Origin of the sequence: Streptomyces sp. TLI_55 (genome assembly GCF_900206255.1) — a bacterium.
GTDB lineage: Bacteria > Actinomycetota > Actinomycetes > Streptomycetales > Streptomycetaceae > Streptomyces > Streptomyces aquilus.
The window spans coordinates 3,659,455-3,685,580 of record NZ_OAOJ01000001.1; the positions used below are offsets into that span (position 1 = coordinate 3,659,455).

16 protein-coding genes and 3 rRNA genes are annotated in these 26,126 nt (G+C 68.3%); 7 read left to right on the top strand and 12 right to left on the bottom strand.

The window, feature by feature from the left end; all coding sequences use genetic code 11:
- Positions 1-230: 230 nt before the first annotated feature.
- The 6 genes from CRP56_RS48400 to mtnA form a co-directional block, all read right to left on the bottom strand.
- Positions 231-1,397 (bottom strand): ComF family protein, encoded by a 1,167-nt coding sequence (locus tag CRP56_RS48400; RefSeq protein WP_097264878.1) that lies wholly within the window; start codon positions 1,395-1,397, stop codon positions 231-233.
- A 154-nt stretch (positions 1,398-1,551) separates the two neighbouring features.
- Positions 1,552-3,396, bottom strand: a complete 1,845-nt coding sequence (locus tag CRP56_RS16880) for an LpqB family beta-propeller domain-containing protein (protein WP_097264881.1) — start codon at positions 3,394-3,396, stop codon at positions 1,552-1,554.
- Positions 3,386-5,476, bottom strand: a complete 2,091-nt coding sequence (mtrB, locus tag CRP56_RS16885) for an MtrAB system histidine kinase MtrB (protein WP_097264883.1) — start codon at positions 5,474-5,476, stop codon at positions 3,386-3,388. The genes CRP56_RS16880 and mtrB overlap by 11 nt, the downstream gene beginning before the upstream one ends.
- Before the next feature lies 1 nt (position 5,477).
- Positions 5,478-6,167 carry a two-component system response regulator MtrA gene (mtrA, locus tag CRP56_RS16890; RefSeq protein WP_187284748.1) on the bottom strand — a complete coding sequence of 230 codons (690 nt, stop codon included), beginning with the start codon at positions 6,165-6,167 and terminating at the stop codon, positions 5,478-5,480.
- A gap of 107 nt (positions 6,168-6,274) precedes the next feature.
- Positions 6,275-6,460: a hypothetical protein gene (locus tag CRP56_RS47590; RefSeq protein WP_179851042.1), complete on the bottom strand. Its 186-nt coding sequence runs from the start codon at positions 6,458-6,460 to the stop codon at positions 6,275-6,277.
- Between the two features lie 43 nt (positions 6,461-6,503).
- Positions 6,504-7,646 carry an S-methyl-5-thioribose-1-phosphate isomerase gene (gene mtnA, locus CRP56_RS16895; RefSeq protein ID WP_097264885.1) on the bottom strand — a complete coding sequence of 381 codons (1,143 nt, stop codon included), beginning with the start codon at positions 7,644-7,646 and terminating at the stop codon, positions 6,504-6,506.
- A gap of 140 nt (positions 7,647-7,786) precedes the next feature.
- On the opposite strand from mtnA, the gene CRP56_RS16900 reads away from it, so the two are divergent.
- The 5 genes from CRP56_RS16900 to CRP56_RS16920 are packed head-to-tail and all read left to right on the top strand — an operon-like array spanning position 7,787 to position 13,364.
- Positions 7,787-9,109, top strand: a complete 1,323-nt coding sequence (locus CRP56_RS16900; RefSeq protein ID WP_097264887.1) for a hypothetical protein — start codon at positions 7,787-7,789, stop codon at positions 9,107-9,109.
- 4 nt (positions 9,110-9,113) lie between these two features.
- Positions 9,114-9,875 (top strand): DUF4129 domain-containing protein, encoded by a 762-nt coding sequence (locus CRP56_RS16905; RefSeq protein WP_097264890.1) that lies wholly within the window; start codon positions 9,114-9,116, stop codon positions 9,873-9,875.
- Positions 9,872-11,065 carry a DUF4350 domain-containing protein gene (locus CRP56_RS16910; protein ID WP_097264892.1) on the top strand — a complete coding sequence of 398 codons (1,194 nt, stop codon included), beginning with the start codon at positions 9,872-9,874 and terminating at the stop codon, positions 11,063-11,065. Before CRP56_RS16905 ends, CRP56_RS16910 begins: the two co-directional genes overlap by 4 nt.
- Positions 11,065-12,054, top strand: coding sequence for an AAA family ATPase (locus CRP56_RS16915; protein ID WP_373559758.1), 990 nt, complete (start codon positions 11,065-11,067; stop codon positions 12,052-12,054). The genes CRP56_RS16910 and CRP56_RS16915 overlap by 1 nt, the downstream gene beginning before the upstream one ends.
- Positions 12,054-13,364: a DUF58 domain-containing protein gene (locus CRP56_RS16920; protein WP_097264897.1), complete on the top strand. Its 1,311-nt coding sequence runs from the start codon at positions 12,054-12,056 to the stop codon at positions 13,362-13,364. Before CRP56_RS16915 ends, CRP56_RS16920 begins: the two co-directional genes overlap by 1 nt.
- A 73-nt stretch (positions 13,365-13,437) precedes the next feature.
- On the opposite strand, the gene rrf is transcribed toward CRP56_RS16920, so the two are convergent.
- The 4 genes from rrf to CRP56_RS16945 form a co-directional block, all read right to left on the bottom strand.
- Positions 13,438-13,554 (bottom strand): 5S ribosomal RNA (rrf, locus tag CRP56_RS16925).
- Between the two features lie 94 nt (positions 13,555-13,648).
- Positions 13,649-16,769 (bottom strand): 23S ribosomal RNA (locus CRP56_RS16930).
- Between the two features lie 310 nt (positions 16,770-17,079).
- Positions 17,080-18,605, bottom strand: a 16S ribosomal RNA gene (locus CRP56_RS16935).
- The 16S, 23S and 5S rRNA genes sit together here, the layout of an rRNA operon.
- 566 nt (positions 18,606-19,171) lie before the next feature.
- On the bottom strand, positions 19,172-20,179 hold the full coding sequence (locus tag CRP56_RS16945) for a stage II sporulation protein M (protein ID WP_097264899.1): 1,008 nt from the start codon (positions 20,177-20,179) through the stop codon (positions 19,172-19,174).
- 128 nt (positions 20,180-20,307) lie between these two features.
- Here CRP56_RS16945 and CRP56_RS16950 point away from each other — a divergent pair, with 128 nt between their 5' ends.
- Positions 20,308-21,279, top strand: coding sequence for an RDD family protein (locus CRP56_RS16950; RefSeq protein ID WP_097264901.1), 972 nt, complete (start codon positions 20,308-20,310; stop codon positions 21,277-21,279).
- A 33-nt stretch (positions 21,280-21,312) separates the two neighbouring features.
- On the opposite strand, the gene CRP56_RS16955 is transcribed toward CRP56_RS16950, so the two are convergent.
- A complete protein-coding gene (locus CRP56_RS16955) occupies positions 21,313-21,927 on the bottom strand; it encodes a hypothetical protein (RefSeq protein ID WP_097264904.1) in 615 nt (204 codons plus the stop codon).
- Positions 21,928-22,063: 136 nt separating this feature from the next.
- Positions 22,064-23,521 (bottom strand): adenosylhomocysteinase, encoded by a 1,458-nt coding sequence (ahcY, locus tag CRP56_RS16960; protein WP_097264906.1) that lies wholly within the window; start codon positions 23,519-23,521, stop codon positions 22,064-22,066.
- Positions 23,522-23,990: 469 nt separating this feature from the next.
- Between ahcY and CRP56_RS16965 the strand changes: the two genes are divergently transcribed.
- The gene (locus CRP56_RS16965) at positions 23,991-26,105 is read left to right on the top strand and encodes a fructose-specific PTS transporter subunit EIIC (RefSeq protein WP_097264908.1); all 2,115 of its coding nucleotides are present in this window, start codon (positions 23,991-23,993) and stop codon (positions 26,103-26,105) included.
- The last annotated feature ends 21 nt before the right edge of the window (positions 26,106-26,126 follow it).

The following is a 26,126-nucleotide window of genomic DNA, read 5'->3' on the forward strand; positions in this document are numbered from 1 at the left end:
TCGGACTCGGTGACTTCCACCTCCTCCCCCGCGGGCAAGATCTCCACTCCACCGGCACGGGTGATGGTGAAAAACCCACAGCACGGCAATCGGATATGAGAGGTGTGGCCTGGGCCTTTCCTCACAACCGAACATATCTCGCCCGGACGGATGTCGTCACCCTCTACTGCGGCGTACCTCCGTTCAGGTGAATTGGTTCTCTCATTACCTGCAACGATGCAAGTTCATAGTCAGTTCCGGTTTATTTCGAATGCATCCGGCGACGCAGCGACCACAGCCGCGCAGACGACGTCACCACGGCCCCCAGCGAGCCCCGCGCCCCGTGTTCCCGCCCGTCCGCCCTGCTCGCCCACGCTCTCTCCCACCGATCCGCAGCCTCCCCCTCTGCCTTCCCGGCCCACAGCCTCGTACACGGCAGTCACACCACTTCCACAACCACCGACCCCCTTACCCCGGCCCCGCACAACCTCCTCTCCCCGATACGCGCGCATCCCCCCGAACCCCTCAGCCACCTCACCGCCCAGCTCAGCCGCCGCCGCCCGCACGGCCCGCGCGGCCTCCGCAAGAGACGCCCCCGTCGTCATCACGTCGTCGACCAGCACGACCGGACCCCCGAGCAACAGCCGCCCACCGCCGGGAACCACCGAGAGCGCGCCGGCGAGATTGTCCAGCCGCTCCCGAGAGTTGAGCCCCGCCTGGTCGGCCACCCCGCGCCGCTGCCGCAGCACCGAGAGGACCCGCGCCGGCACCCCGCCCCGCCGCAGCTCCGCAGCCGCGGCCAGCGCGATCCGCCGCGCCGGGTCATGCCCACGCGCCGCCACGGCCGCACGCGAGGACGGAACGGGCACGAGCAGCACGACCCCTTCCGCAGCCCCATACCCGGCACCACCGACCGCCCTGGCCGCTACACCGAGGAGGTCCCGCTCCCCCGGGCCCGCACCAGGCCGCACCGAGCCCCCGCCGACGCTTCCTGGACGCCCGTCCGACGCACCAGGGACCACCACCGCACGCCCCACCGCGACCTCGGCCGGACGCCCGCCATCCCGCCGCCCGACCAAACCGTCTACAGGCCCCTCCCAAGCCCCCTGCCCCCGCGTCTGCGCCGCCCGCAGCCCCGCCCGGACCGATCCCGCCAGAGCCGCCCCCAACGGCCCCGCGAGCGCCAGCGCGCCACGTTCCTTGTGGGCCAGCAGCACCGCCCGCACCTCGTCGCCATACGGCGCCGCCGCATGCACCGCCGGCAAGCCCACCGGTTCCGGCACCGGTCGCACCCGGCGCGGTGCGTTCCCGCTCAGGACGGCACGGCACACCGGGCAGAGCACCGCGCGAGGCATCCCGCAGCCCCCGCACTCGGCCGGCAGCACCAGATCCTTGAGGTCCCGCCACCACCCCCGCATGGCCACCACTGTGCCAACGCCCGAGCCGCCCGACCACCCCTGTGGACAACTCCCTGTGGACAAGCCGCCACGGCACGCACAGGCACGTCAGGCCGGGTCAGGTCACGCATGCTTCAGCGCTCCCCGCCCCGACCCGAACCCGGCGCCTCCCCCACTACCCGGGATAAACCGGCGCCGTCCCGTCCTTGACCACCTGCTGCCACTTCGACCCCGACGACAGCCGGACGATGCCGTCCTCCTCGGAGTACGCCACCAGCGGCAGCTGCTCCTCCTCGGACGCGGCGAGGGCCTTCACCCCCGTCAGCGCGGCAGGCGGCGACCCCACCGGAGTGGAGCCGTCGACCTGGACGTACGCCATCTGCTGCACGCCACCGCGCTCACGCCCGACCAGCACCAGGCGGCTGTCACCCGCCCAGGACATCGCGGTGACCTCCTCCAACTGCGGTGTGACGGAACGCAGTTCGACCACGGAGACAGCACCCTCGTCCGTCTTGTCGTCCCGTTCGACGCGCCCGATGGAGAGGGACTTCTTGCCGTCCTTCTCCACGATGAGCGCGATCCGCACACCGTCGGCGGCCAGCCGCACCGCCTCGATCCGCCCGTCCAGCCCCGGAGTCGAGACCTCGATCGGCTCGCCCGCGCCGTCCTTCAGGAACAGCAGCCGGGGCCGGTCGGGATCACGGTCCGCCACCCACAGGTTGCCGTCGCCGTCCCAGCTGGGCGTGGTGAGACGGTCCTTCAGCGTCTTGCCGTCGCTGTGCAGCACCGGATCGCCGAGCGAGGCGCCCGACACCAGCGACCCGACGTACAGCTCACTGCCGTCGAACGTGACCCCGGCCGCCTTCCGCTCGTCCCGCGACACCGCGGCCGACCGCAGTTCCTTGGCCCCCTCGCCCAGCGCACCGGGCACCGGCGCCACGTCCGGAGTGCTGCTCTCGCTCGGCAGCCGCACGAGCCGGTGCTTGCCGTCGAGGAAGTACTGGTACTCGTTCTTGCCCACCCCGTGCACGACGGCGTTCTCGGCGTCGCTCGCCGTGGCCGTGCACAGCTGTGTGCCGTCGGAGCCCTGGAGGGCGACCTCGTCCACGGCCGCGGGGGTCAGATCCCGCAGCGTGAACAGGAGTTGCGCGGCCATCTCCTGGCACCTGCCCGCACCGACCCGGTCGGCCCTGGCGTTCAGCGGCACCGTCAGCCGGTTCTGCTCGTCGGGCGTCAGCGAGGTGACGCCCTTGCGCAGGTTCAGCCTCGTCCCCGTGGGGAAGCTCGACCTGACGACCGGGTCGAGCCAGCGCGAGGGACCCGCGAGCAGCAGCCGTACCGTCTGCGTCATCGCGTCGACCTTCTTGCGGACGTACACGGGGTCGGCGACGGCCACCGGCTGCCCGCCCGTGGCGGACGGCGTGTTCGAGGCGAAGTAGTACTTGTTGACCGACGTGTAGTTGCGCAGGAAGTCCGACTTGCCCATCACGACACCGGGCGGCGGCGCGTCGATGCGCCACTGATGGCTCTTCTTCTCCCGGATGAGGTGCAGCGGCTTGTCGTAGGTGCCCGCGGCGGGCGCGTACGTCTGCTGCCCGTCCACGGTGGCGATCTTGTCGCCGTACAGCCGGAACGAGGACTCGGACTGCGTGTCCCGGCCGTTCACGCCCTCCGGAGTCGCCCCGGGCCCCTCTTCCAGCACGGTCAGCGACGCCTCGGGCTTCCAGGCCTTGGCGGCATCGCCGGTCAGATATTTCTTCGCCGTCTCGAAATGGGGATCGTCGCTGGTCAGCGCCTCGAGGAAGCCGTCCACGATCTCCCTGGCCCCGGCGTTCTCCCGGGGCGGCAGCGCGAAGACCCGCACCTGTGTGTCCTGCCGGGGCGTGGACTCCACGTCGCGCAGATCCCCGCTGTCCGGCATCGAGGCGCACCCCGCGAGCAGTACGGCGCCACAGACGCCGTACGCCACCGTGCGCACCGGCTTCCGCCGCCGGCCGCCCCCCACACGGTCAGCGCCCACGGCTGGCCCCCCCTTGCTTGCTGCGGTCCTCCGACCCGGCGTTCCGGGCGTCGGGAGCTGGTGCCTCGGGTGCCGACGCGTCCTGCGAGGGCGCGTCTGTCACATCGTCGTCCGCCGGGCGTGCGCCCCCGGTGGGCCGCGGCACCACGCGCGCGCCGTTGCCCGGCAGCGCGGTGGGGTCGGCGGTGGGGGGCGCGGCGTTCAGCCGGGGCGCGAGCGGCGCCCGCGCGGGCGCCTGTTCGCCCGCCGGCTGCACCGGTACGGTGGCGCGCTTCTCCCCGTCGCCCGCTCCGCGCGGCAGTCCGGCGTCATTAAGTCCACGGTTACGACGTGAGTCCTTGGGTTCCAGCGGTATCGGCGAGCCCCTGAGCGGCTCGTCCGCGGTCCGCGGCAGCGTCAGCCGGAACTGCGAGCCGCCGCCGGGTTCACCCCAGGCCTGCAGCCAGCCGCCGTGCAGCCGCGCGTCCTCAAGGGCGATGGACAGCCCCAGACCCGTACCACCGGTGGTACGCGCGCGTGCCGGGTCGGCCCGCCAGAAGCGGCTGAACACGCGCGTGGCCTCGCCGGGCTTCAGCCCGACCCCGTAGTCGCGCACCGCGACCGCGACCGCCCCGCCCGCCGAGGCGAGCTTGACGACGACGTCCTTGCCCTCGCCGTGCTCGACGGCGTTGACGACGAGGTTGCGCAGCACCCGCTCCACACGGCGCGCGTCGGCCTCGGCGACCACGGGCTGCTGATCACCCCGCACCTGTATCCGCGTGCCCTTGCGCTCGGCGAGCGGCGCCGCACCGCTGACGACCCGCTGCACGACCACCCGCAGATCGATCGGCTCCGCCTCCAGCGCCGCCGCGCCCGCGTCGAACCGGCTGATCTCCAGCAGGTCGGCGAGCAGCGACTCGAACCGGTCCAGCTGGTCGGCGAGCAGCTCCGCCGACCGCGCGGTCACCGGATCGAAGTCCTCGCGCGCGTCATGGATGACGTCCGCGGCCATCCGTACGGTGGTCAGCGGCGTCCGCAGCTCGTGCGACACGTCGGAGACGAACCGCCGCTGCATCCGCGACAGGTCCTCCAGCTGCTGGATCTTCAGCTGAAGGTTCTGCGCCATCTTGTTGAAGGCCTCGCCGAGGCGGGCGATGTCGTCCTCACCGGTGACCTTCATACGTTCTTGCAGGCGCCCCGCGGAGAGCCGCTCGGCGATCCCGGCCGCCATCCGCACCGGCGTGACGACCTGCCGCACCACGAGCCATGCGACAGCCCCGAGGAGGACGACGACGAAGAGCCCGGCGGTCGCGAGCGTCCCCTTGACCAGGCTGAGCGATTTCTCCTCCTGCGTGAGCGGGAAGAGGTAGTAGAGCTGGTACGGGTCGTCGTTCGGGTCGTCGACCTGCTTGCCGATGATCAGCGCCGGCTGCGACTCGTCGCCGTTGGTGTACTGGATGCGGGTGTATTTCTGGGCCGCCAGGCTGCTGTCGCTGTCGACGCGTTCCCGCAGGTCCTCGGGGACGCTGGCGGTGGGGTCGACCTCGCCGGAGGCGCGCGGTCCGCGGCCGCCGCTGTCGTCACCGGCCGCGGGCAGCGTGACGACGTCGAAGGCGCCCTGGCCGCCGCTGGAGAGCGACTCCACCAGGTCGCCCATCCAGGAGCTGACGTTCTGGTTGGCGCGGTCGTCCGCGCCGTCGTCCCCGTTCGCGGTGAACGCCGTGTCGGCCTTCTGCTTGGCCGACGCGAAACCGCCGGTGGCCTGGCTCTGCGAGGCCTTCACCTTGGCGTCCAGCAGGCCGTTGCGCACCTGGCCGATGACGACGAATCCGAGCAGCAGGACGACACCGAGCGACATCAGCAGGGTCGTGGCGACGACCCTGAGCTGGATGTTGCGCCGCCACAGCCGCATGACGGGCAGCAGCGGCCGCCGTACCCAGCGCATGAACAACCGCAGGACCGGGCTGCCCTGGACGCCGCCCTGGAGCAGCCCGCCCTCGAAGAAGCGCCCCCAGCGGGAGCCGCCCGCCTTGCCGCCGACAGGCCGCCCCGCACTCGCCCCGGTCCGCCCGGGCGACGAAGCGGCACTGTCTCCGGACATGTCAGCTGGGTCCTGCCTTGTATCCCACACCACGGACGGTCACCACGATCTCCGGCCGCTCCGGGTCCTTCTCGACCTTGGAGCGAAGCCGCTGCACGTGCACATTCACGAGCCGGGTGTCGGCGGCGTGCCGGTATCCCCACACCTGCTCGAGCAGCACCTCGCGCGTGAACACCTGCCACGGCTTGCGCGCCAGCGCGACCAGCAGGTCGAACTCCAGCGGCGTCAGCGCGATCGACTGCCCGTCCCGCTTCACCGAGTGCCCGGCCACGTCGATGACCAGGTCACCGATGGCGAGCTGCTCCGGCGCCGGCTCCTCCGACCTCCGCAGCCGCGCCCGGATCCGGGCGACCAGCTCCTTCGGCTTGAACGGCTTCACGATGTAGTCGTCGGCGCCGGACTCCAGCCCGACCACCACGTCCACGGTGTCGCTCTTGGCCGTCAGCATCACGATCGGCACACCCGACTCGGCCCTGATCAGCCGGCACACCTCGATACCGTCCCGCCCGGGCAGCATCAGGTCCAGCAGCACCAGATCGGGTTTGCTCTCCCGGAACGCGGCCAGCGCCTTGTCGCCGTCGGCTACGAAAGACGGCTCAAAACCTTCACCGCGCAGCACAATGCCGAGCATCTCGGCCAGTGCGGTGTCGTCGTCGACGACAAGGACTCGTCCCTTCATAAACGACATCATCCCATTCTCGTAACATTGGCGAAGGCAGAGGTGAGGCAGGTCACCGACCAGTGACCTTAGTCGTACCGGCCGGTCACTGTCTGCCCACGCTGCGAGTGATCGCCCGGCTACCCGCCGAGAGCCTCCACGAGGAACACGAACACACCCGCACCGAGCACGGCGAGGACGACGAGCGCCACCACCAGCAGCGAGCAGCACGAGGCGAGCGCCACCATGCCCCAGGCCCGGCCCACCGCCCGCCGGTACTCACTGTCGTCGTCCCAGCCCCGCTCCGCCACGCGCCTCCCCCTCATGCTGAAAACCCCCGCCCCCACCGAAGCGGAAACTCGGCCTCTCTCAGCCGATCGTCACCCGCCGCGCCCTCCCGTACAGCTCCGCCAGCGCCTCGGCCGTCACCGGCGACACCGTGCCCTCCTCCGTGACGATCGCCGTCACCAGCTCGGGCGGCGTCACATCGAACGCCGGGTTGTACGCCTGCGTCCCCAGCGGCGCCACCGGCACCCCGCCGCCCGCGCCCGTCACCGGCGCCTGCGGCACCGCGACCTCGGTCACCTCGAACCCGGGTCGCTGCTCCACCTCGATGGCCGCCCCGTCCGGCGTCTCCGGATCCACCGTCGTCAGCGGCGCCACCACGATGAACGGCACATGGTGGTACCGCGCCAGCACCGCCAGCGGATAGCTCCCCACCTTGTTCGCCACCGACCCGTCGGCCGCGATCCGGTCCGCCCCGATCAGCACCGCGTCCACCTCCCCCGCCGCGAACAGCGAGCCCGCCGCGTTGTCGGTGAGCAGCGTGTACGCCATCCCGGTGCGCGCCGCCTCGTACGCCGTCAGCCGGGCGCCCTGCAACAGCGGACGTGTCTCGTCCACCCACAGCCGCCTGAGCCGCCCCGCCCGCTGCGCGGCCAGCGCCACCGCGAACGCCGTCCCCTCACCGCCCGACACCAGCGAACCGGTGTTGCAGTGCGTGAGAATCCGGTGCCCGCCACCGGGCAACAGCTCGTCCAGCAGTGCCAGCCCGCGCTCCGCCATCCGCGCACTGGCCTCGGCGTCCTCCCGGTGCAGCGCCCGCGCCGCGACCAGCGCCGCCACCGCGGCCTCCCCGGCGTCCCCGCTCCTGGCGAGCCCGGCCCGGAACGCGGCCTGCGCCCGGCGCACGCCGACCGCCAGATTCACCGCGGTGGGCCGGGCACCCGCGAGCGCGTTCGCGGCGTCGTCCACGTCGAAGCCGCGCGCGGCCGCGAGCGCGACACCGTAGGCGCCCGCGATCCCGAGCAGCGGCGCCCCGCGCACGGCGAGCGACCGGATCGCCTCCACCAGCGCCGGCGCATCCGTACAGACCAGTTCGACCTCCTCTGCCGGCAGCCTCGTCTGGTCCAACAGGACCAGCACGGGCCCCTCTGGTGGCTCCTCCCAGCGGATCGCCGGTATCTCGGTCGGCCGGTTGTCCTCGCCGGATTGCGCGTACTGATCAGCCATGCGATCAGTCTGCCCCGTATCCGGCGGACAATTGAAGGTGTGCAGCCGATACCGCGGCCGGTCCCCCGGTGACCACCCCATGGCACGATGGCTGCCAACCTGCCGCCGCGACCGCGGACGGGCACCGTGAAGGAGCGACGATGAAAGACACTCCGGGCTGGGCCTCGCCCGGATCTGCCCCGTCCGACGGGCAGGAGCCCGGTGCCTCCGGCCCTGCCGACCCGGCGGACCGCCCCGACCCCGCGCAGCAGCCGGGCCAGGACCCGCAGGGCTCGAAGTGGTCCAAGGAGCAGCCGCCCCCCGCGCAGTGGTCCGCCCCGACCGGCCCCCCGGCCCCCGGCCAGACCCCGCCACCCCCACCGCCCGGCCCGGGCTGGGGCAACCGCCCTCCGTCCGGCCCCAACGGCCCCGGCGGATACGGCGGTTACGGCGGCCCCGGCGGCGGCTGGGGCAGCGGCTGGGGCGGTCCGCCGCCCGCGGCCAAGCCCGGCGTGATCCCGCTGCGCCCTCTCGGCGTCGGCGAGATCCTCGACGGCGCGGTCTCCACCATGCGCACCTACTGGCGCACGGTCCTGGGCATCTCGCTGACCGTCGCGGTCGTCACGCAGATCCTCGTCATCCTCCTCGAAGGCCTGGTCTTCAACGACACCAGCACCGAAGCCCTCGACGACCCCAGCGCCACCCTCGACGAACTCACCCGAGCCATGGGCGACGCCATGCTCAGCTCCGGTGTCGTCTTCCTGATCTCGCTGGTCGGCACGGTCGCCGCGACCGCCCTGCTCACGACCGTCACCAGCCGCGCGGTCCTCGGCAAGTCGGTGACCACCGGCGAAGCCTGGCGCGACGCCCGCCCGCAGGTGGCCAAGCTGTTCGGCCTGATCTTCCTGCTGATGCTCATCGCCTTCGGCGTCGTCGCGGGCGGCACCCTGCCCGGCATCCTCGTGGCCATCGCCGGATCGGGTGACGCAGGAGCCGCCCTCGCGGTCCTCGGCGGCCTCGGCGCCGGCGTCGTCGCCCTGTGGCTGATGATCCGCTTCTCCCTCGCCTCGCCCGCGCTGATGCTGGAGAAGCAGGGCATCGTCAAGTCGCTGAGCCGGTCCGCGAAGCTGGTCCGCGGCTCCTGGTGGCGCGTCTTCGGCATTCAGCTGCTCGCCACGATCATCGCCAACGTCGTCGCGTCGATCGTCGTCATCCCCTTCACCTTCCTCGCCGCCGCCCTCAGCGGCGACGGCTTCACCGGGTTCCTCAACAGCGGCGGCGACCTCGGCTGGACGTTCCTCGTCGTCAGCGGGATCGGCTCGGTGATCGGCGCCATGATCACCTTCCCGATCACGGCCGGCGTCACGGTGCTCCTCTACATCGACCAGCGCATCCGCCGCGAGGCCCTCGACCTCGAACTGGCCCGCGCGGCCGGCGTCCAGGACTACGGCTCCGGCACACCCGGCCCCGCCGCCGGAGGCTGATGCGGTGAGCCTGACGGGGGGAGTTCTCACATCGGTACCGCTGCTGTCCCGCACGGCCGTGCGCGTCGGCGACACCGTCCTGCTGTCGTCGGCGCGCTCCGGCGACGAACCACCGGTGACCGTCCCGCGTGACCCCGCGCGAGAGGCGGCTCGACGCGAGCTGTCCAAGCGCATGTACCACGAGAACGACCCCAGTTGGTTCCAGCGCGCCCTCAACGCCTTCTGGAAGTGGGTCGGCGAGCTGTTCGACACGGCCGCGACTGCGACCCCCGGAGGAACGCTCGGTCTGATCGTCATCGTCCTGGCCGTCCTCGCGGTCCTGGGCGCCCTGTGGTGGCGCCTGGGCACCCCGCGCCGCGAACCCGCCTCCGCCGCCACCCTGTTCGACGACCGCCCCCGCAGCGCCGCCGAACACCGCGCGGCCGCCGAGGCACACGCCGCCCAGGGCCACTGGAACCAAGCCGTCCAGGAACGCATGCGCGCCATCGTCCGCGCCCTGGAGGAGCGTGCCCTCCTCGACGTCCGCCCCGGCCGCACCGCCGACGAGGCCGCCGCGGAAGCGGGCCGCGCCCTGCCGTCCCACACCGACCGACTGCGCGCCGCCGCCGGGGACTTCGACGACGTCACATACGGCGGCCGCAGGGCGAGCGAGCAGTCGTACCGACGCCTCACCGAACTCGACCGCGACCTCGAACGCACCAAGCCCCAGCTCACGAGCAGCATCCCCAGCGCGGCCCACAACACCCGCCAGGGAGCCGCCGAATGACCACCGAGGCCACGCTCCCGCCCACCTCGGTCTCGCCCACCGCACGCCAGGTCTGGACCCGCTCGCGAGGCATCGCACTCGCCGCCGTCCTCCTCGTGGCCGCGGCCGTCGCCATCGCCGTGATCCGCTCCGACGCCCGTCACGGCACCCTCGACCCGCGCTCCGTCGACTACAGCGGCAGCCGCGCCGTCGCCGAACTCCTCGCCGACCGAGGGGTGTCCACGCGCGTGGTCACCACGCTGGACGAGGCGCGCGCCGCCGCCGGCCCGGACACCACCCTCCTGGTCGCGGTCCCCGATCTGCTGACGCACCGTCAACAGACCCTGCTGCACTCGTCGACCGCCGCCTCCGGCGGCCGAACCGTCCTCGTCGCCCCCGGCAGCTGGTCCGTCAGCCGGCTCGCTCCCGACGTCACCGCGGACCCCGCCACCAGCATCAGCTCGACCCTCGAACCGGACTGCGCCCTGCCCGCCGCCCGACGCGCCGGCGCCGCCGACACCGGCGGCATCCGCTACAGCACCACCCACCTCGAAGCCGACGCCTGCTACCCCAGCGAACGCCTGGCCACCCTGCTGCGCGTCCCGGCGACCGGAGGCGGCGACACCGTCGTCCTCGGCGCGCCCGACATCCTCTACAACGACCGCCTCGACGAGCAGGGCAACGCCTCCCTCGCCCTCCAACTCCTCGGCTCCCGCCCCCATCTGGTCTGGTACCTCCCCTCGCTCTCCGACACGTCGGCCGCAGACGCGGACGACGAACGCGGCTTCTTCGACCTGCTTCCCTCGGGCTGGAAGTGGGGCACCCTGCAGCTCTTCCTCGCCGCAGCCCTCGCCGCCCTGTGGCGGGCACGCCGACTCGGCCCCCTGGTGCCCGAGAAACTCCCCGTGGCGATCCGCGCCTCCGAGACCGTCGAAGGCCGCGCCCGCCTCTACCGCAAGGCCAACGCCCGTGACCGCGCGGCCACCGCTCTTCGCTCCACCACCCGCACCCGCCTCGCCCCCCTCGTAGGCATCCCCGTCACCCAGGCGCACGCGCCCGAGGCCCTGCTCCCCGCCCTGTCCGCCCACCTCCGCGGCGACGGACAGACCCTGCACGCCCTCCTCTTCGGCCCGCCGCCCAGCGACGACGCCGCCCTCGTCTCCCTCGCCGACCAACTCGACGCCCTCGAAAGAGAGGTACGCCGTCCATGATGGCCCCGACCACTGACAACGCCGGGTACCCCGGGGACCCGAGCGCCGCCCGGGCCTCCCTGGAAGCCCTGCGCGCCGAGATCGCCAAAGCCGTGGTCGGCCAGGACCCCGCCGTCACCGGCCTCGTCGTCGCCCTCCTCTGCCGCGGACACGTTCTCCTTGAAGGAGTCCCCGGAGTCGCCAAAACGTTGCTCGTCCGCGCCCTCGCCTCCGCACTCGAACTCGACACCAAGCGCGTCCAGTTCACCCCCGACCTCATGCCGAGCGACGTGACGGGCTCCCTCGTCTACGACACCCGCACCGCCGAGTTCTCCTTCCAGCCCGGCCCGGTCTTCACCAACCTCCTCCTCGCGGACGAGATCAACCGCACGCCCCCCAAGACCCAGTCGTCCCTCCTCGAAGCGATGGAGGAACGCCAGGTCACGGTCGACGGCACCCCCCGCCCGCTCCCCGACCCGTTCCTGGTGGCGGCGACCCAGAACCCGGTCGAGTACGAGGGCACATACCCCCTCCCCGAAGCCCAGCTGGACCGTTTCCTCCTCAAGCTCACGATCCCCCTCCCCTCCCGCCAGGACGAGATCGACGTCCTCACCCGCCATGCCGAAGGCTTCAACCCCCGCGACCTGCAAGCCGCCGGCCTACGCCCGGTAGCGGGCCCGGCAGACCTCGAAGCGGCCCGCGCGGCCGTGGCCAAGACAACGATCTCCCCCGAGATCACGGCCTACGTCGTCGACATCTGCCGCGCCACCCGCGAATCCCCCTCCCTCACCCTCGGCGTCTCCCCTCGCGGCGCCACCGCCCTCCTCACGACCTCACGCGCGTGGGCCTGGCTCACCGGCCGCGACTACGTCATCCCGGACGACGTGAAGGCCCTCGCCCTCCCCACCCTCCGCCACCGCGTACAACTGCGCCCGGAGGCCGAGATGGAAGGCGTGACAGCCGACTCCGTCATCCACGCGATCCTCGCCCACGTCCCCGTCCCCCGCTGATGGCACTCACCGGACGCACCGCGCTCCTCGCGGCCCTGGGCTCGATCCCCGTCGGCATCTGGGACCCCGGCTGGACCGGCCTCCTCGCCGTCAACACCCCCCTGGCGGTGGCCTGCGCCTGCGACTTCGCCCTCGCCGCCCCCGTACGACGCCTGGGCCTGACCCGCTCCGGCGACACCTCCGTACGCCTGGGCGAGCCGGCCGACGTGACCCTCACGGTCACCAACCCGTCGAACCGCCCCCTCCGCGCCCACCTGCGCGACGCCTGGCCCCCCAGCAGCTGGCTCCCAGGCACCGAGGTCGAAGCCTCCCGCCACCGCCTCACCGTCCCCCCGAGCGAACGCCGCCGCGTCACCACCCGCCTGCGCCCCACCCGCCGAGGCGACCGCCAAGCAGACCGAGTGACGATCCGTTCCTACGGCCCACTGGGCCTCTTCTCCCGCCAGGGCACCCACAAGGTCCCCTGGACGGTACGCGTCCTGCCCCCCTTCACCAGCCGCAAGCACCTCCCGTCCAAACTCGCCCGCCTCCGCGAACTCGACGGCCGCACCAGCGTCCTCACCCGCGGCGAAGGCACAGAATTCGACAGCCTGCGCGAGTACGTCCCCGGCGACGACACCCGCTCCATCGACTGGCGCGCCACAGCCCGCCAGTCCTCGCTCGCCGTACGCACCTGGCGCCCCGAACGCGACCGCCACATCCTCATCGTCCTCGACACCGGCCGCACCTCCGCAGGCCGCGTGGGCGACGCCCCACGCCTCGACGCCTCCATGGACGCGTCCCTGCTCCTCGCAGCACTCGCTTCCCGAGCCGGCGACCGCGTCGACCTCCTCGCCTACGACCGCCGCGTCCGCGCCCTGGTCCAGGGCCGCACCGCGAAGGACGTCCTCCCGTCCCTGGTCAACGCGATGGCCACGCTCGAACCGGAACTGCTCGAAACAGACGCACGCGGTCTTACGGCCACTGCACTCAGGACGGCCCCGCGCCGCTCCCTGATCGTGCTCCTGACCACCCTCGACGCAGCCCCGGTCGAAGAGGGCCTGCTCCCCGTCCTCTCCCAACTCACCCAACGCCATACGGTTCTCCTGGCATCGGCAGCCGACCCCCACGTCTCCCGCATGGCGGCATCTCGCGGAAACACCGACGCCGTCTACGAGGCCGCGGCAGCCGCGCAGGCACAGAGCGAACGTCATCGCACCGCAGACCAACTCCGCCGACACGGCGTGACCGTCGTCGACGCAACACCCGATGATCTGGCGCCCGCACTCGCGGACGCATACCTGGCTCTCAAGGCGGCAGGCCGCCTGTAATAAGAAGGGGGCTCTAAGCCCCCAGAAATACAAAAAGGCCCACGCCTAATGGCGTGGGCCTTTTCTAAATTTTGTTCGGCGGCGTCCTACTCTCCCACAGGGTCCCCCCTGCAGTACCATCGGCGCTGTAAGGCTTAGCTTCCGGGTTCGGAATGTAACCGGGCGTTTCCCTCACGCTATGACCACCGAAACACTATGAAACTGTCAAACAATGCCGCACCATGCCGTGACCAGACATGGGGCTGTTCGTGGTTTCAGAACCAACACAGTGGACGCGAGCAACTGAGGACAAGCCCTCGGCCTATTAGTACCGGTCACCTCCACACGTTACCGTGCTTCCAGATCCGGCCTATCAACCCAGTCGTCTACTGGGAGCCTTACCCCATCAAGTGGGTGGGAATACTCATCTCGAAGCAGGCTTCCCGCTTAGATGCTTTCAGCGGTTATCCCTCCCGAACGTAGCCAACCAGCCATGCCCTTGGCAGAACAACTGGCACACCAGAGGTTCGTCCGTCCCGGTCCTCTCGTACTAGGGACAGCCCTTCTCAATATTCCTGCGCGCGCAGCGGATAGGGACCGAACTGTCTCACGACGTTCTAAACCCAGCTCGCGTACCGCTTTAATGGGCGAACAGCCCAACCCTTGGGACCGACTCCAGCCCCAGGATGCGACGAGCCGACATCGAGGTGCCAAACCATCCCGTCGATATGGACTCTTGGGGAAGATCAGCCTGTTATCCCCGGGGTACCTTTTATCCGTTGAGCGACGGCGCTTCCACAAGCCACCGCCGGATCACTAGTCCCGACTTTCGTCCCTGCTCGACCCGTCGGTCTCACAGTCAAGCTCCCTTGTGCACTTACACTCAACACCTGATTGCCAACCAGGCTGAGGGAACCTTTGGGCGCCTCCGTTACTCTTTAGGAGGCAACCGCCCCAGTTAAACTACCCATCAGACACTGTCCCTGATCCGGATCACGGACCCAGGTTAGACATCCAGCACGACCAGACTGGTATTTCAACGACGACTCCACCCGAACTGGCGTCCGAGCTTCACAGTCTCCCAGCTATCCTACACAAGCCGAACCGAACACCAATATCAAACTGTAGTAAAGGTCCCGGGGTCTTTCCGTCCTGCTGCGCGAAACGAGCATCTTTACTCGTAGTGCAATTTCACCGGGCCTATGGTTGAGACAGTCGAGAAGTCGTTACGCCATTCGTGCAGGTCGGAACTTACCCGACAAGGAATTTCGCTACCTTAGGATGGTTATAGTTACCACCGCCGTTTACTGGCGCTTAAGTTCTCAGCTTCGCAACCCCGAAAGGTCACTAACCGGTCCCCTTAACGTTCCAGCACCGGGCAGGCGTCAGTCCGTATACATCGCCTTACGGCTTCGCACGGACCTGTGTTTTTAGTAAACAGTCGCTTCTCGCTGGTCTCTGCGGCCACCCCCAGCTCAGACAGTAAATGTCATCACCGGTGATGGCCCCCCTTCTCCCGAAGTTACGGGGGCATTTTGCCGAGTTCCTTAACCATAGTTCACCCGAACGCCTCGGTATTCTCTACCTGACCACCTGAGTCGGTTTAGGGTACGGGCCGCCATGAAACTCGCTAGAGGCTTTTCTCGACAGCATAGGATCATCCACTTCACCACAATCGGCTCGGCATCAGGTCTCAGCCTTAATGAGCGGCGGATTTGCCTACCACTCGGCCTACACCCTTACCCCGGGACAACCACCGCCCGGGATGGACTACCTTCCTGCGTCACCCCATCACTCACCTACTACCAGATCGGGTCAGCGGCTCCACCACTCCCCTTCGCCCGAAGGCTCCAGGGCGGCTTCACGGCCTTAGCATCACTGGATTCGATGTTTGACGCTTCACAGCGGGTACCGGAATATCAACCGGTTATCCATCGACTACGCCTGTCGGCCTCGCCTTAGGTCCCGACTTACCCTGGGCAGATCAGCTTGACCCAGGAACCCTTAGTCAATCGGCGCACACGTTTCTCACGTGTGAATCGCTACTCATGCCTGCATTCTCACTCGTCAACCGTCCACAACTCGCTTCCGCGGCTGCTTCACCCGGCAGACGACGCTCCCCTACCCATCACAGCACCCGTTGGGGCTATTGCTGCAATGACACGACTTCGGCGGTACGCTTGAGCCCCGCTACATTGTCGGCGCGGAATCACTAGACCAGTGAGCTATTACGCACTCTTTCAAGGGTGGCTGCTTCTAAGCCAACCTCCTGGTTGTCTGTGCGACTCCACATCCTTTCCCACTTAGCGTACGCTTAGGGGCCTTAGTCGATGCTCTGGGCTGTTTCCCTCTCGACCATGGAGCTTATCCCCCACAGTCTCACTGCCGCGCTCTCACTTACCGGCATTCGGAGTTTGGCTAAGGTCAGTAACCCGGTAGGGCCCATCGCCTATCCAGTGCTCTACCTCCGGCAAGAAACACACGACGCTGCACCTAAATGCATTTCGGGGAGAACCAGCTATCACGGAGTTTGATTGGCCTTTCACCCCTAACCACAGGTCATCCCCCAGGTTTTCAACCCTGGTGGGTTCGGTCCTCCACGAAGTCTTACCTCCGCTTCAACCTGCCCATGGCTAGATCACTCCGCTTCGGGTCTTGAGCGCGCTACTATACCGCCCTATTCGGACTCGCTTTCGCTACGGCTTCCCCACACGGGTTAACCTCGCAACACACCGCAAACTCGCAGGCTCATTCTTCAAAAGGCACGCAGTCACGAGAACACAGCAAGCTGTGTTCCGACGCTCCCACGGCTTGTAGGCACACGGTTTCAGGTACTATTTCACTCCGCTCCCGCGGTACTTTTCACCATTCCCTCACGGTACTATCCGCTATCGGTCACCAGGGAATATTTAGGCTTAGCGGGTGGTCCCGCCAGATTCACACGGGATTTCTCGGGCCCCGTGCTACTTGGGTGTCTCTCAAACGAGCCGCTGACGTTTCGACTACGGGGGTCTTACCCTCTACGCCGGACCTTTCGCATGTCCTTCGCCTACATCAACGGTTTCTGACTCGTCCCACGGCCGGCAGACCGTGGAAGAGAGATCCCACAACCCCGTATACGCAACCCCTGCCGGGTCTCACACGCATACGGTTTGGCCTCATCCGGTTTCGCTCGCCACTACTCCCGGAATCACGGTTGTTTTCTCTTCCTGCGGGTACTGAGATGTTTCACTTCCCCGCGTTCCCTCCACATACCCTATGTGTTCAGGTATGGGTGACAGCCCATGACGACTGCCGGGTTTCCCCATTCGGAAACCCCCGGATCAAAGCCTGGTTGACGACTCCCCGGGGACTATCGTGGCCTCCCACGTCCTTCATCGGTTCCTGGTGCCAAGGCATCCACCGTGCGCCCTTAAAAACTTGGCCACAGATGCTCGCGTCCACTGTGCAGTTCTCAAACAACGACCAGCCACCCATCACCCCGCCACACTCGGCGAGTTCACTGGGGCCGGCATCGAAGTACAGCCATACGGCCGCTACTTCAGACACCCAACAGCGTGCCCGACACCCTCGCCACTCATGATCAGCGTTCCACGCTCCGAAGAGCAGTACTGGCAGCCCGAGATGACTGAAAGTGCCGAATAATCAACGTTCCACCCATGAGCAACCAGCATCGGACATTCGCCGATGTACTGGCCTCTGGACAACCTTGCGGCTGCCTAGAAGTGCTCCTTAGAAAGGAGGTGATCCAGCCGCACCTTCCGGTACGGCTACCTTGTTACGACTTCGTCCCAATCGCTGGTCCCACCTTCGACAGCTCCCTCCCACAAGGGGTTGGGCCACCGGCTTCGGGTGTTACCGACTTTCGTGACGTGACGGGCGGTGTGTACAAGGCCCGGGAACGTATTCACCGCAGCAATGCTGATCTGCGATTACTAGCAACTCCGACTTCATGGGGTCGAGTTGCAGACCCCAATCCGAACTGAGACAGGCTTTTTGAGATTCGCTCCACCTCACGGTTTCGCAGCTCATTGTACCTGCCATTGTAGCACGTGTGCAGCCCAAGACATAAGGGGCATGATGACTTGACGTCGTCCCCACCTTCCTCCGAGTTGACCCCGGCGGTCTCCTGTGAGTCCCCATCACCCCGAAGGGCATGCTGGCAACACAGGACAAGGGTTGCGCTCGTTGCGGGACTTAACCCAACATCTCACGACACGAGCTGACGACAGCCATGCACCACCTGTACACCGACCACAAGGGGGCGACCATCTCTGGCCGTTTCCGGTGTATGTCAAGCCTTGGTAAGGTTCTTCGCGTTGCGTCGAATTAAGCCACATGCTCCGCTGCTTGTGCGGGCCCCCGTCAATTCCTTTGAGTTTTAGCCTTGCGGCCGTACTCCCCAGGCGGGGAACTTAATGCGTTAGCTGCGGCACCGACGACGTGGAATGTCGCCAACACCTAGTTCCCACCGTTTACGGCGTGGACTACCAGGGTATCTAATCCTGTTCGCTCCCCACGCTTTCGCTCCTCAGCGTCAGTAATGGCCCAGAGATCCGCCTTCGCCACCGGTGTTCCTCCTGATATCTGCGCATTTCACCGCTACACCAGGAATTCCGATCTCCCCTACCACACTCTAGCTAGCCCGTATCGAATGCAGACCCGGGGTTAAGCCCCGGGCTTTCACACCCGACGTGACAAGCCGCCTACGAGCTCTTTACGCCCAATAATTCCGGACAACGCTTGCGCCCTACGTATTACCGCGGCTGCTGGCACGTAGTTAGCCGGCGCTTCTTCTGCAGGTACCGTCACTTTCGCTTCTTCCCTGCTGAAAGAGGTTTACAACCCGAAGGCCGTCATCCCTCACGCGGCGTCGCTGCATCAGGCTTTCGCCCATTGTGCAATATTCCCCACTGCTGCCTCCCGTAGGAGTCTGGGCCGTGTCTCAGTCCCAGTGTGGCCGGTCGCCCTCTCAGGCCGGCTACCCGTCGTCGCCTTGGTGAGCCGTTACCTCACCAACAAGCTGATAGGCCGCGGGCTCATCCTTCACCGCCGGAGCTTTCAACCCCCACCCATGCGAGTGGAAGTGCTATCCGGTATTAGACCCCGTTTCCAGGGCTTGTCCCAGAGTGAAGGGCAGATTGCCCACGTGTTACTCACCCGTTCGCCACTAATCCCCACCGAAGTGGTTCATCGTTCGACTTGCATGTGTTAAGCACGCCGCCAGCGTTCGTCCTGAGCCAGGATCAAACTCTCCGTGAATGTTTTCCCGTAATCGGGATGAACACCACGAGAGCGGAACCACCGGAGGAATAATCCGGCAGTTCACAGCGTCCTCGCTGTGTTGTTTCAAAGGAACCTCGCCCCAACCGATCGGCTGGAGACGGGGTATCAACTAATCTGGCGTTGATTTTTGGCACGCTGTTGAGTTCTCAAGGAACGGACGCTTCCTTTGTACTCACCCGAGAGACTCTCTCAGGCTTTCCTCCGGGCTTTTCCCTTCGGTCTTGCGTTTCCGACTCTATCAGATCGTTTCCGGTTCTGATTTCCTCGGTGCTTTCCAGGTTTCCGCTTTCGCGTTTCCCTTTCCGGCGGTTCCGACTTTATCAGAAGTTTCGCGCCGGTCTGACCGGCTGCTCATTTCCGAAATCATCGGGAGGGGCCTCTTCGAAAACGACGTTTTCGAGAAGCAGACAGATACTCACTGTCGCCGACCGGACTATACCCAGTTCCAGGCAACTGTTCGAATCTACCTCCCCGCAAGCTCCGTGTCAACGGCTCCTGTGGGGCGAAGAGGAGACTAGCAGCTCAGCAGCCCCACTCGCACATCAGGCGGCCATGGGCACGGCGGCGCTGCGCTCAGCGGCCTCGACGTCGCCCGTTTCGCCGGTGCGGGCCGCGCGGCCGCCCAGCACATAGACGTAGGCGAGAAAGGCGACCTCGGCGGCGATCCCGATGGTGATACGGGCCCATGTGGGCAGGCCGGAGGGGGTGACAAAGCCTTCGATCGCGCCGGAGACGAAGAGGATCAGCGCGAGGCCGATCGCCATTCCGATCGCGGCGCGGCCTTCCTCCGCGAGGGCGGCTCGCCGGGTACGGGGGCCGGGGTCGATGACCGTCCATCCGAGGCGCAGGCCCGTGCCCGCGGCGACGAAGACCGCGGTCAGTTCGAGAAGGCCATGAGGCAGGACGAGGCCCAGGAAGGTGTCGAGGCGGCCGGCGGAGGACATCAGGCCGAAGCCGACTCCGAGGTTGAGCATGTTCTGGAAGAGGATCCAGAGGACCGGGAGCCCGAGGAAGATGCCCAGGATCAGGCACTGGGCGGCGGCCCAGGCGTTGTTCGTCCAGACCTGGGCGGCGAAAGAGGCCGCCGGATGACTTGAGTAGTACGTCTCGTACTGGCCGCCGGGGCGAGTGAGCTCGCGCAGTTCGCTGGGGGCCGCGATGGCGGACTGCACCTCGGGATGGGTGCCTATCCACCAGCCCAGGAGGATCGACACCGCCGTGGAGATGAGCGCGGTGGGGACCCACCAGTGGCGCGCCCGGTACACCGCCGCCGGGAAGCCGTACGTCAGGAAGCGGGTCACGTCGCGCCAGGAGGCGCGGCGGGTTCCTGTCACCGCGCCACGCGCGCGTGCCACGAGTTGGCTGAGTCGCCCCGTCAGCTGGGGATCGGGGGCGCTGGACTGGATCAGCGAGAGATGGGTCGCCGTACGTTGATAGAGAGTGACGAGTTCGTCGGCCTCGGCGCCGGTGAGTCTGCGCTGACGGCGGAGCAGGGCGTCCAGGCGGTCCCACTCCGCCCTGTGGGCGGAGACGAAGACGTCGAGGTCCATCGGTTCGGCTGCTCCTCGGCTGGTCGTCGGCGGCTCGTCGTGGTGTCAGCTTGTCGTACTGGCGCGCGATGCGCCTTCAGCTTGGCAGACTGACGGTTCTCGGGGTGGGCCAGGGAAGGACGGCGGGCGTGAGTGAGCTGGTGACGGGCGAGGCGGTGGCGCTGGAACTGCGTCCCGCGCGGCTGCCGAGCAGGGCGCTGGCCGTGCTGCTCGATCTGGTGGTGGCCGCTGTCGCCTATGTCGTCGTGACCATCGCTCTGGTTGCTTCGACGGCCTCGTTGGACGAGGCGGCGCAGTTCGCGGTGTCTCTCGCCGCCTTCGTGCTCGTGATGGTGGGCGGGCCTATCGCGGTCGAGACGCTCAGCCACGGTCGTTCGCTCGGGAAGATGGCGTGCGGGCTGCGGGTGGTGCGGGACGACGGCGGGCCGATCCGGTTCCGGCACGCCCTCGTGCGGGGTGGGATCGGGGTGATCGAGATCCTGCTGACGTTCGGGGTCGTCGCCTGTGTCGCCTCCCTCGTGTCTGCGCGGGGTCGGCGGCTCGGGGACGTGTTCGCGGGGACTCTCGTCGTCAGGGAACGGGTCCCTGTCTCGCCGTCGGGTTTTCTGCCTCCCCCGCCGCCCTGGTTGGCCGGTCGGTTCTCCGGGCTTGATCTGTCGGCGGTTCCCGACGGGCTGTGGCTTGCCATTCGTCAGTACCTGGCGCGGATGCAGCAGCTCGATCCGCAGGTGGGCTCGGCCATGGCCGAGCGGCTGGCCGCCGATCTCGCCGCGCGCACGGGCACTCCGGCCCCGTACGGGGTTCCGCCGGCGGCGTATCTGGCGGCCGTGGTGCAGGAGCGGCAGGCCCGGGAGGCACGGCGGGCCTTCGCGAACGGTCCGGCAGGGGCGGGCGGGGTGGCTGCTCCTGTGGTTGGTGCGCCTGGGACGTACGGGGCGCCCGGGGCGTACGGGCCTTCGTCGGCCCAGGCATCTGCGCCTGCCCAGGTGCCTTCGCCACCTGCGGTCACGGCCCCGCACTCTCCCGTCGTACATGAGCCCGAGCCCCGCGGAGTGCCGTCGCCCGAGGCTCCTCGTACCGGGTTCGCTCCCCCCGCCTAGCCGCTTCGCGCCGTCTCTCGGCCGGGCTCGGTCTCAGGGGAACACGGACGGCGGCGATTCCAGGTCTTCGAGTTCGATGCCGGGGGCCGACAGGACCACGTCGCCGGCGATGTGCACGGTGTGCTGCTCGCCGGTGTCCAGGGCTGTGACCTGGTATTCGTCCACGGTCAGGGGGCCGTTGTCAGTGGCGTGTGCTTCGCTTTTCCTCAGCGCCCAGGACTGGTCCACGGTGCGCGGGGCGAGGACCGGATCCGTGAAGGCGACGAGCCGTACGCGGGTGGCTGAGGAGGAAGGAGTGAGGCGCAGGAGACGGGCGGTGGCGACGAGGAACGCGGGGGACGTGCCGGTGAAGGCGTGGGCGCGGACATTGCCTTCCGTGGCATGCGTCCCCGTGGGGTCGGTGCGGACCCAGGTGACGCCGTCGAGGGCAGCTCCGCGTACCTGCCAGGCGGCGGCGTGGAGTTCCAGCCGGATGGGGCGGCCCAGCTCGTCGAGGGCGAGGTCGACGGAGCCCGCGTGATCGCCCGCGGGGGTGGTGAGTTGGGAGACGTAGCGCCAGCCGGAGGGGCCGGGGGCGCAGTGGAAGTGTTCTTCTGCGAGGGGGGTGTGATCGTGCGGATCGTGGAGCGAATAACGGCCGCGGGGCATGGGGGTCCTGGGTTGTGACGGGCTGGTCCGGGCGTGGCGGCGCGGGCTGTCCGGCCACGGCGGCCAAAGGGGCAGGCCCCCGGCACGGGGGTGCGGGGGCCTGCCTCGGAGGTTCTGCTGCTGAGCTGAGGGTGGCTCAGTAGCGGTAGTGGTCCGGCTTGTACGGGCCGTCGACCTCGACGCCGATGTAGGAGGCCTGCTCCGGGCGGAGCGTCGTCAGCTTCACGCCGAGCGCGTCCAGGTGGAGACGGGCGACCTTCTCGTCCAGGTGCTTGGGCAGCGTGTACACGCCGATCGGGTACTCGGACTGCTTGGTGAACAGCTCGATCTGGGCCAGCGTCTGGTCCGCGAACGAGTTGGACATCACGAACGACGGGTGACCGGTCGCGTTGCCCAGGTTCAGCAGACGGCCCTCGGACAGCACGATGATGACCTTGCCGTCGGGGAACTTCCAGGTGTGGACCTGCGGCTTGACCTCGTCCTTGACGATGCCGGGGATCTTCGCCAGGCCGGCCATGTCGATCTCGTTGTCGAAGTGGCCGATGTTGCCGACGATCGCCTGGTGCTTCATCTTGGCCATGTCCGAGGCCATGATGATGTCCTTGTTGCCGGTCGTGGTGATGAAGATGTCGGCCTTGTCGACGACCTCGTCCAGCGTGGTCACCTGGTAGCCGTCCATCGCCGCCTGCAGCGCGCAGATCGGGTCGATCTCGGTGACGATGACCCGGGCGCCCTGGCCGCGCAGCGACTCCGCACAGCCCTTGCCGACGTCGCCGTAGCCGCAGACGACCGCGGTCTTGCCGCCGATGAGGACGTCGGTGGCACGGTTGATGCCGTCGATCAGGGAGTGGCGGCAGCCGTACTTGTTGTCGAACTTCGACTTGGTGACGGCGTCGTTCACGTTGATCGCCGGGAAGAGGAGCTGGCCGTCGCGCTGCATCTCGTACAGGCGGTGGACACCGGTCGTGGTCTCCTCGGTCACACCGCGGATCTCCGAGGCGAGCTGGGTCCACTTCTGGGAGCCCTCGGTGATGGTGCGGTTGAGGAGCTCGAGGATGACGCGGTGCTCCTCGTTCTCGGCGGTGTCGACCGAGGGGACCTTGCCGTCCTTCTCGTACTCGACGCCCTTGTGGACGAGGAGAGTGGCGTCACCGCCGTCGTCCAGGATCATGTTCGGGCCGCCGGTGGGGGTGTTCGGCCAGGTCAGCGCCTGCTCCGTGCACCACCAGTACTCCTCCAGCGTCTCGCCCTTCCAGGCGAAGACGGGGACACCCTGCGGGTTGTCGACCGTGCCGTTCGGGCCGACGGCGATGGCGGCGGCCGCGTGGTCCTGGGTGGAGAAGATGTTGCAGGAGGCCCAGCGGACCTGCGCGCCCAGGGCGACCAGGGTCTCGATGAGGACGGCGGTCTGCACGGTCATGTGCAGGGAGCCGGTGACGCGGGCGCCGGCCAGCGGCTGCGCCTCGGCGTACTCCTTGCGGATCGCCATCAGGCCGGGCATCTCGTGCTCGGCGAGGGTGATCTCCTTGCGGCCGAACTCGGCCAGGGAGAGGTCGGCGACCTTGAAGTCCTGTCGGTTGTCGACAGTCGTCATTGCGAGCTGCTCCTCGAGGTTGGGGCGAGGTGGGTAGGGCTGGTCTGCGCGGCGGCGGACACAGGGGTGCCCGAAAGAGGACACAGGCATGCCCGCGTGCGCGCAGCGCAGTCCGTCGGAGGCCCTCTCTCCCTCGGCCGGTCCGCGGTGGGACCGACCGACCGCCATCAGCAGCGACGTCTGGCTCCGTCCCAAGCTACACCGGTACGACCGGCCGCCCCCAGTCCTCCTCCGATCCCATGGCGTCGTTCAAGGAATGCTCAGGCATGGGAAGCGGTGGACGGGACAGCGATAACAGGACACCCACGATCGCCGGAGTAGGGGCCGACAGACAGGGGCGAACAGGGACTTTTGCTTCTTCGGGTCCGCCGGTGCGTGGTGAAGGATGCGAAGAGATCGGGACCAGCTGATCGATCCCGCGGGGCGTCCGGGACGGCGTTCCGTGTGACAAAGGCGTTAGGAGATCGACGTGACCAGTCCGGCCGGCCCTCCCCCCACGGGCAGTGGCAGCAGCGAGCAGCAGAGGGTGAGGCTGCTCGCGGTGACCGCGTGTCCGACCGGTATCGCACACACGTACATGGCGGCGGAGAAGTTGCAGCAGGCCGCCGAGAGCCGCGGCATCGACATGAAGGTGGAGACGCAGGGATCGATCGGGGCCGAAAACGTCCTCGACGACAACGATGTCACCACCGCGGACGGCATCATCGTCGCCGCGGACAAGGACGTGGACCTGAGCCGTTTCGCCGGCAAGCGGGTCCTCAAGGTCGGGGTGGCGGAGGGCATCCACCATCCCGAGCGGCTGATCGAGCGGGTGCGGTCGGCGCCGGTGCACGAGCCCGGCGGAGCGGCGGCGGTGGCGTCGTCGTCCGGCGGCAAGGAACGCAGCGTCGGGTACAAGGCACTGATGAACGGGGTCAGTTACATGATCCCGTTCGTGGTGGTCGGCGGGCTGCTGATCGCGATCTCGCTCTCGCTCGGCGGGCACACGGACCCGTCCGGCGGTCTGGTCATCCCGAAGGACTCCTTCTGGATGGACGTGAACAACATCGGCGTCATCGGCTTCACGCTGATGGTGCCGATCCTGTCCGGATACATCGCGTACGCCATCGGCGACCGCCCCGCTCTCGTGCCCGGCATGATCGGCGGCTGGATAGCCAACACCGGTTCGCTCTACGACTCCAAAGCGGGCGCCGGGTTCATCGGGGCCATCGTGACCGGCTTCCTCGCCGGGTATCTGGTGCTGTGGATCAAGAAGGTCAAGGTCCCGAAGTTCGTGCAGCCGATCATGCCGATCATCGTGATCCCGATCGTGGCGACCACGGCGCTCGGGCTGTTCTTCATCTACGTCCTCGGGAAACCGATCTCCTGGGTGTTCGAGCACCTGACCGACTGGCTCAGCGGCATGACGGGCACCAGCGCGATCCTGCTCGGCGCGATCCTCGGGCTGATGATCGCGTTCGACATGGGCGGGCCGGTCAACAAGACGGCGTTCCTCTTCGGCGCGGGCCTCATCGCGACCGGCAACCAGACGGTCATGGGGATGTGTGCCGCCGCGATCCCGGTGATGCCGCTGGGCCAGGGGCTCGCGACGCTGATCCGCAGGCGGCTCTACACCGAGCAGGAACGGGAGACCGGGCTCGCCTCGCTCTTCATGGGCTGCTTCGGCATCTCCGAGGGCGCGATCCCGTTCGCGGCGGCGCGGCCGACGCAGGTCATTCCGGCCAACATGCTCGGTGGCGCGGTGGCCGGTGCGATCGCCGGGGTCGCCGGGGTCGAGGACGCGGTGCCGCACGGCGGGCCGATCGTGGCGGTGCTGGGCGCGGTGAGCGGGGTGCCGATGTTCTTCGTGGCGGTCGTGATCGGCACGGTCGTCACCGCGCTGAGCACGGTGGCTCTCGTCGACCTGAGCGAGCGGAGGCGGCGCGGGAAGCCGGGCGTCGGGACAGCGGTGGCCGGGCACGAACCGGTGTTGGTGGGCGCGGGCGTGGCGCCGGGCGCCGTCGGCGTGGTGGCGCAGAGGAGCGTGGCCGCAGCGCCGGCGCCGACCACCTCGTCTGCCGCGCCGGCCGAGCCCGCTGCTTCGGTCCAGCCTGCTGAGTCGGTCGAGCCCGCCGCTTCGGTCGATGCCGAGGTGCTCTCCGGGTATCTCACCGAGGAGACCGTGAGCGTCGGACTCGGTGCGGGCGACAAGGAGGCCGCCATTCGTGAGATGGCCGGGCTGCTGGCGCGGAGCGGCAAGGTCGCGGATGTGGACGAGCTCGTGGCGACCGCGTTGCGGCGGGAGGAGCAGGGCACGACGGGGCTCGGTGAGGAGATCGCGATCCCGCATGCCAAGACGGATGCGGTGACCGCGCCCGTCGTCGGGTTCGCGCGGTCCGCGGAGGGGATCGAGTGGGGGTCCCTGGACGGTACGCGGGCGAAGCTGGTGTTCATGATCGCGGTGCCGGAGGCGGCGGCCGGGGACGAGCATCTGCGGATTCTGGCGCTGCTGTCGCGGAAGCTGATGGACACCGGGTTCCGGGAGCGCCTCTCGGCCGCGGTCGACGAGTCGGCGGTGCTCGAGGTGTTGCGCGAGGTCGGTTGACCGTCGCTCCATGCCCTCCCT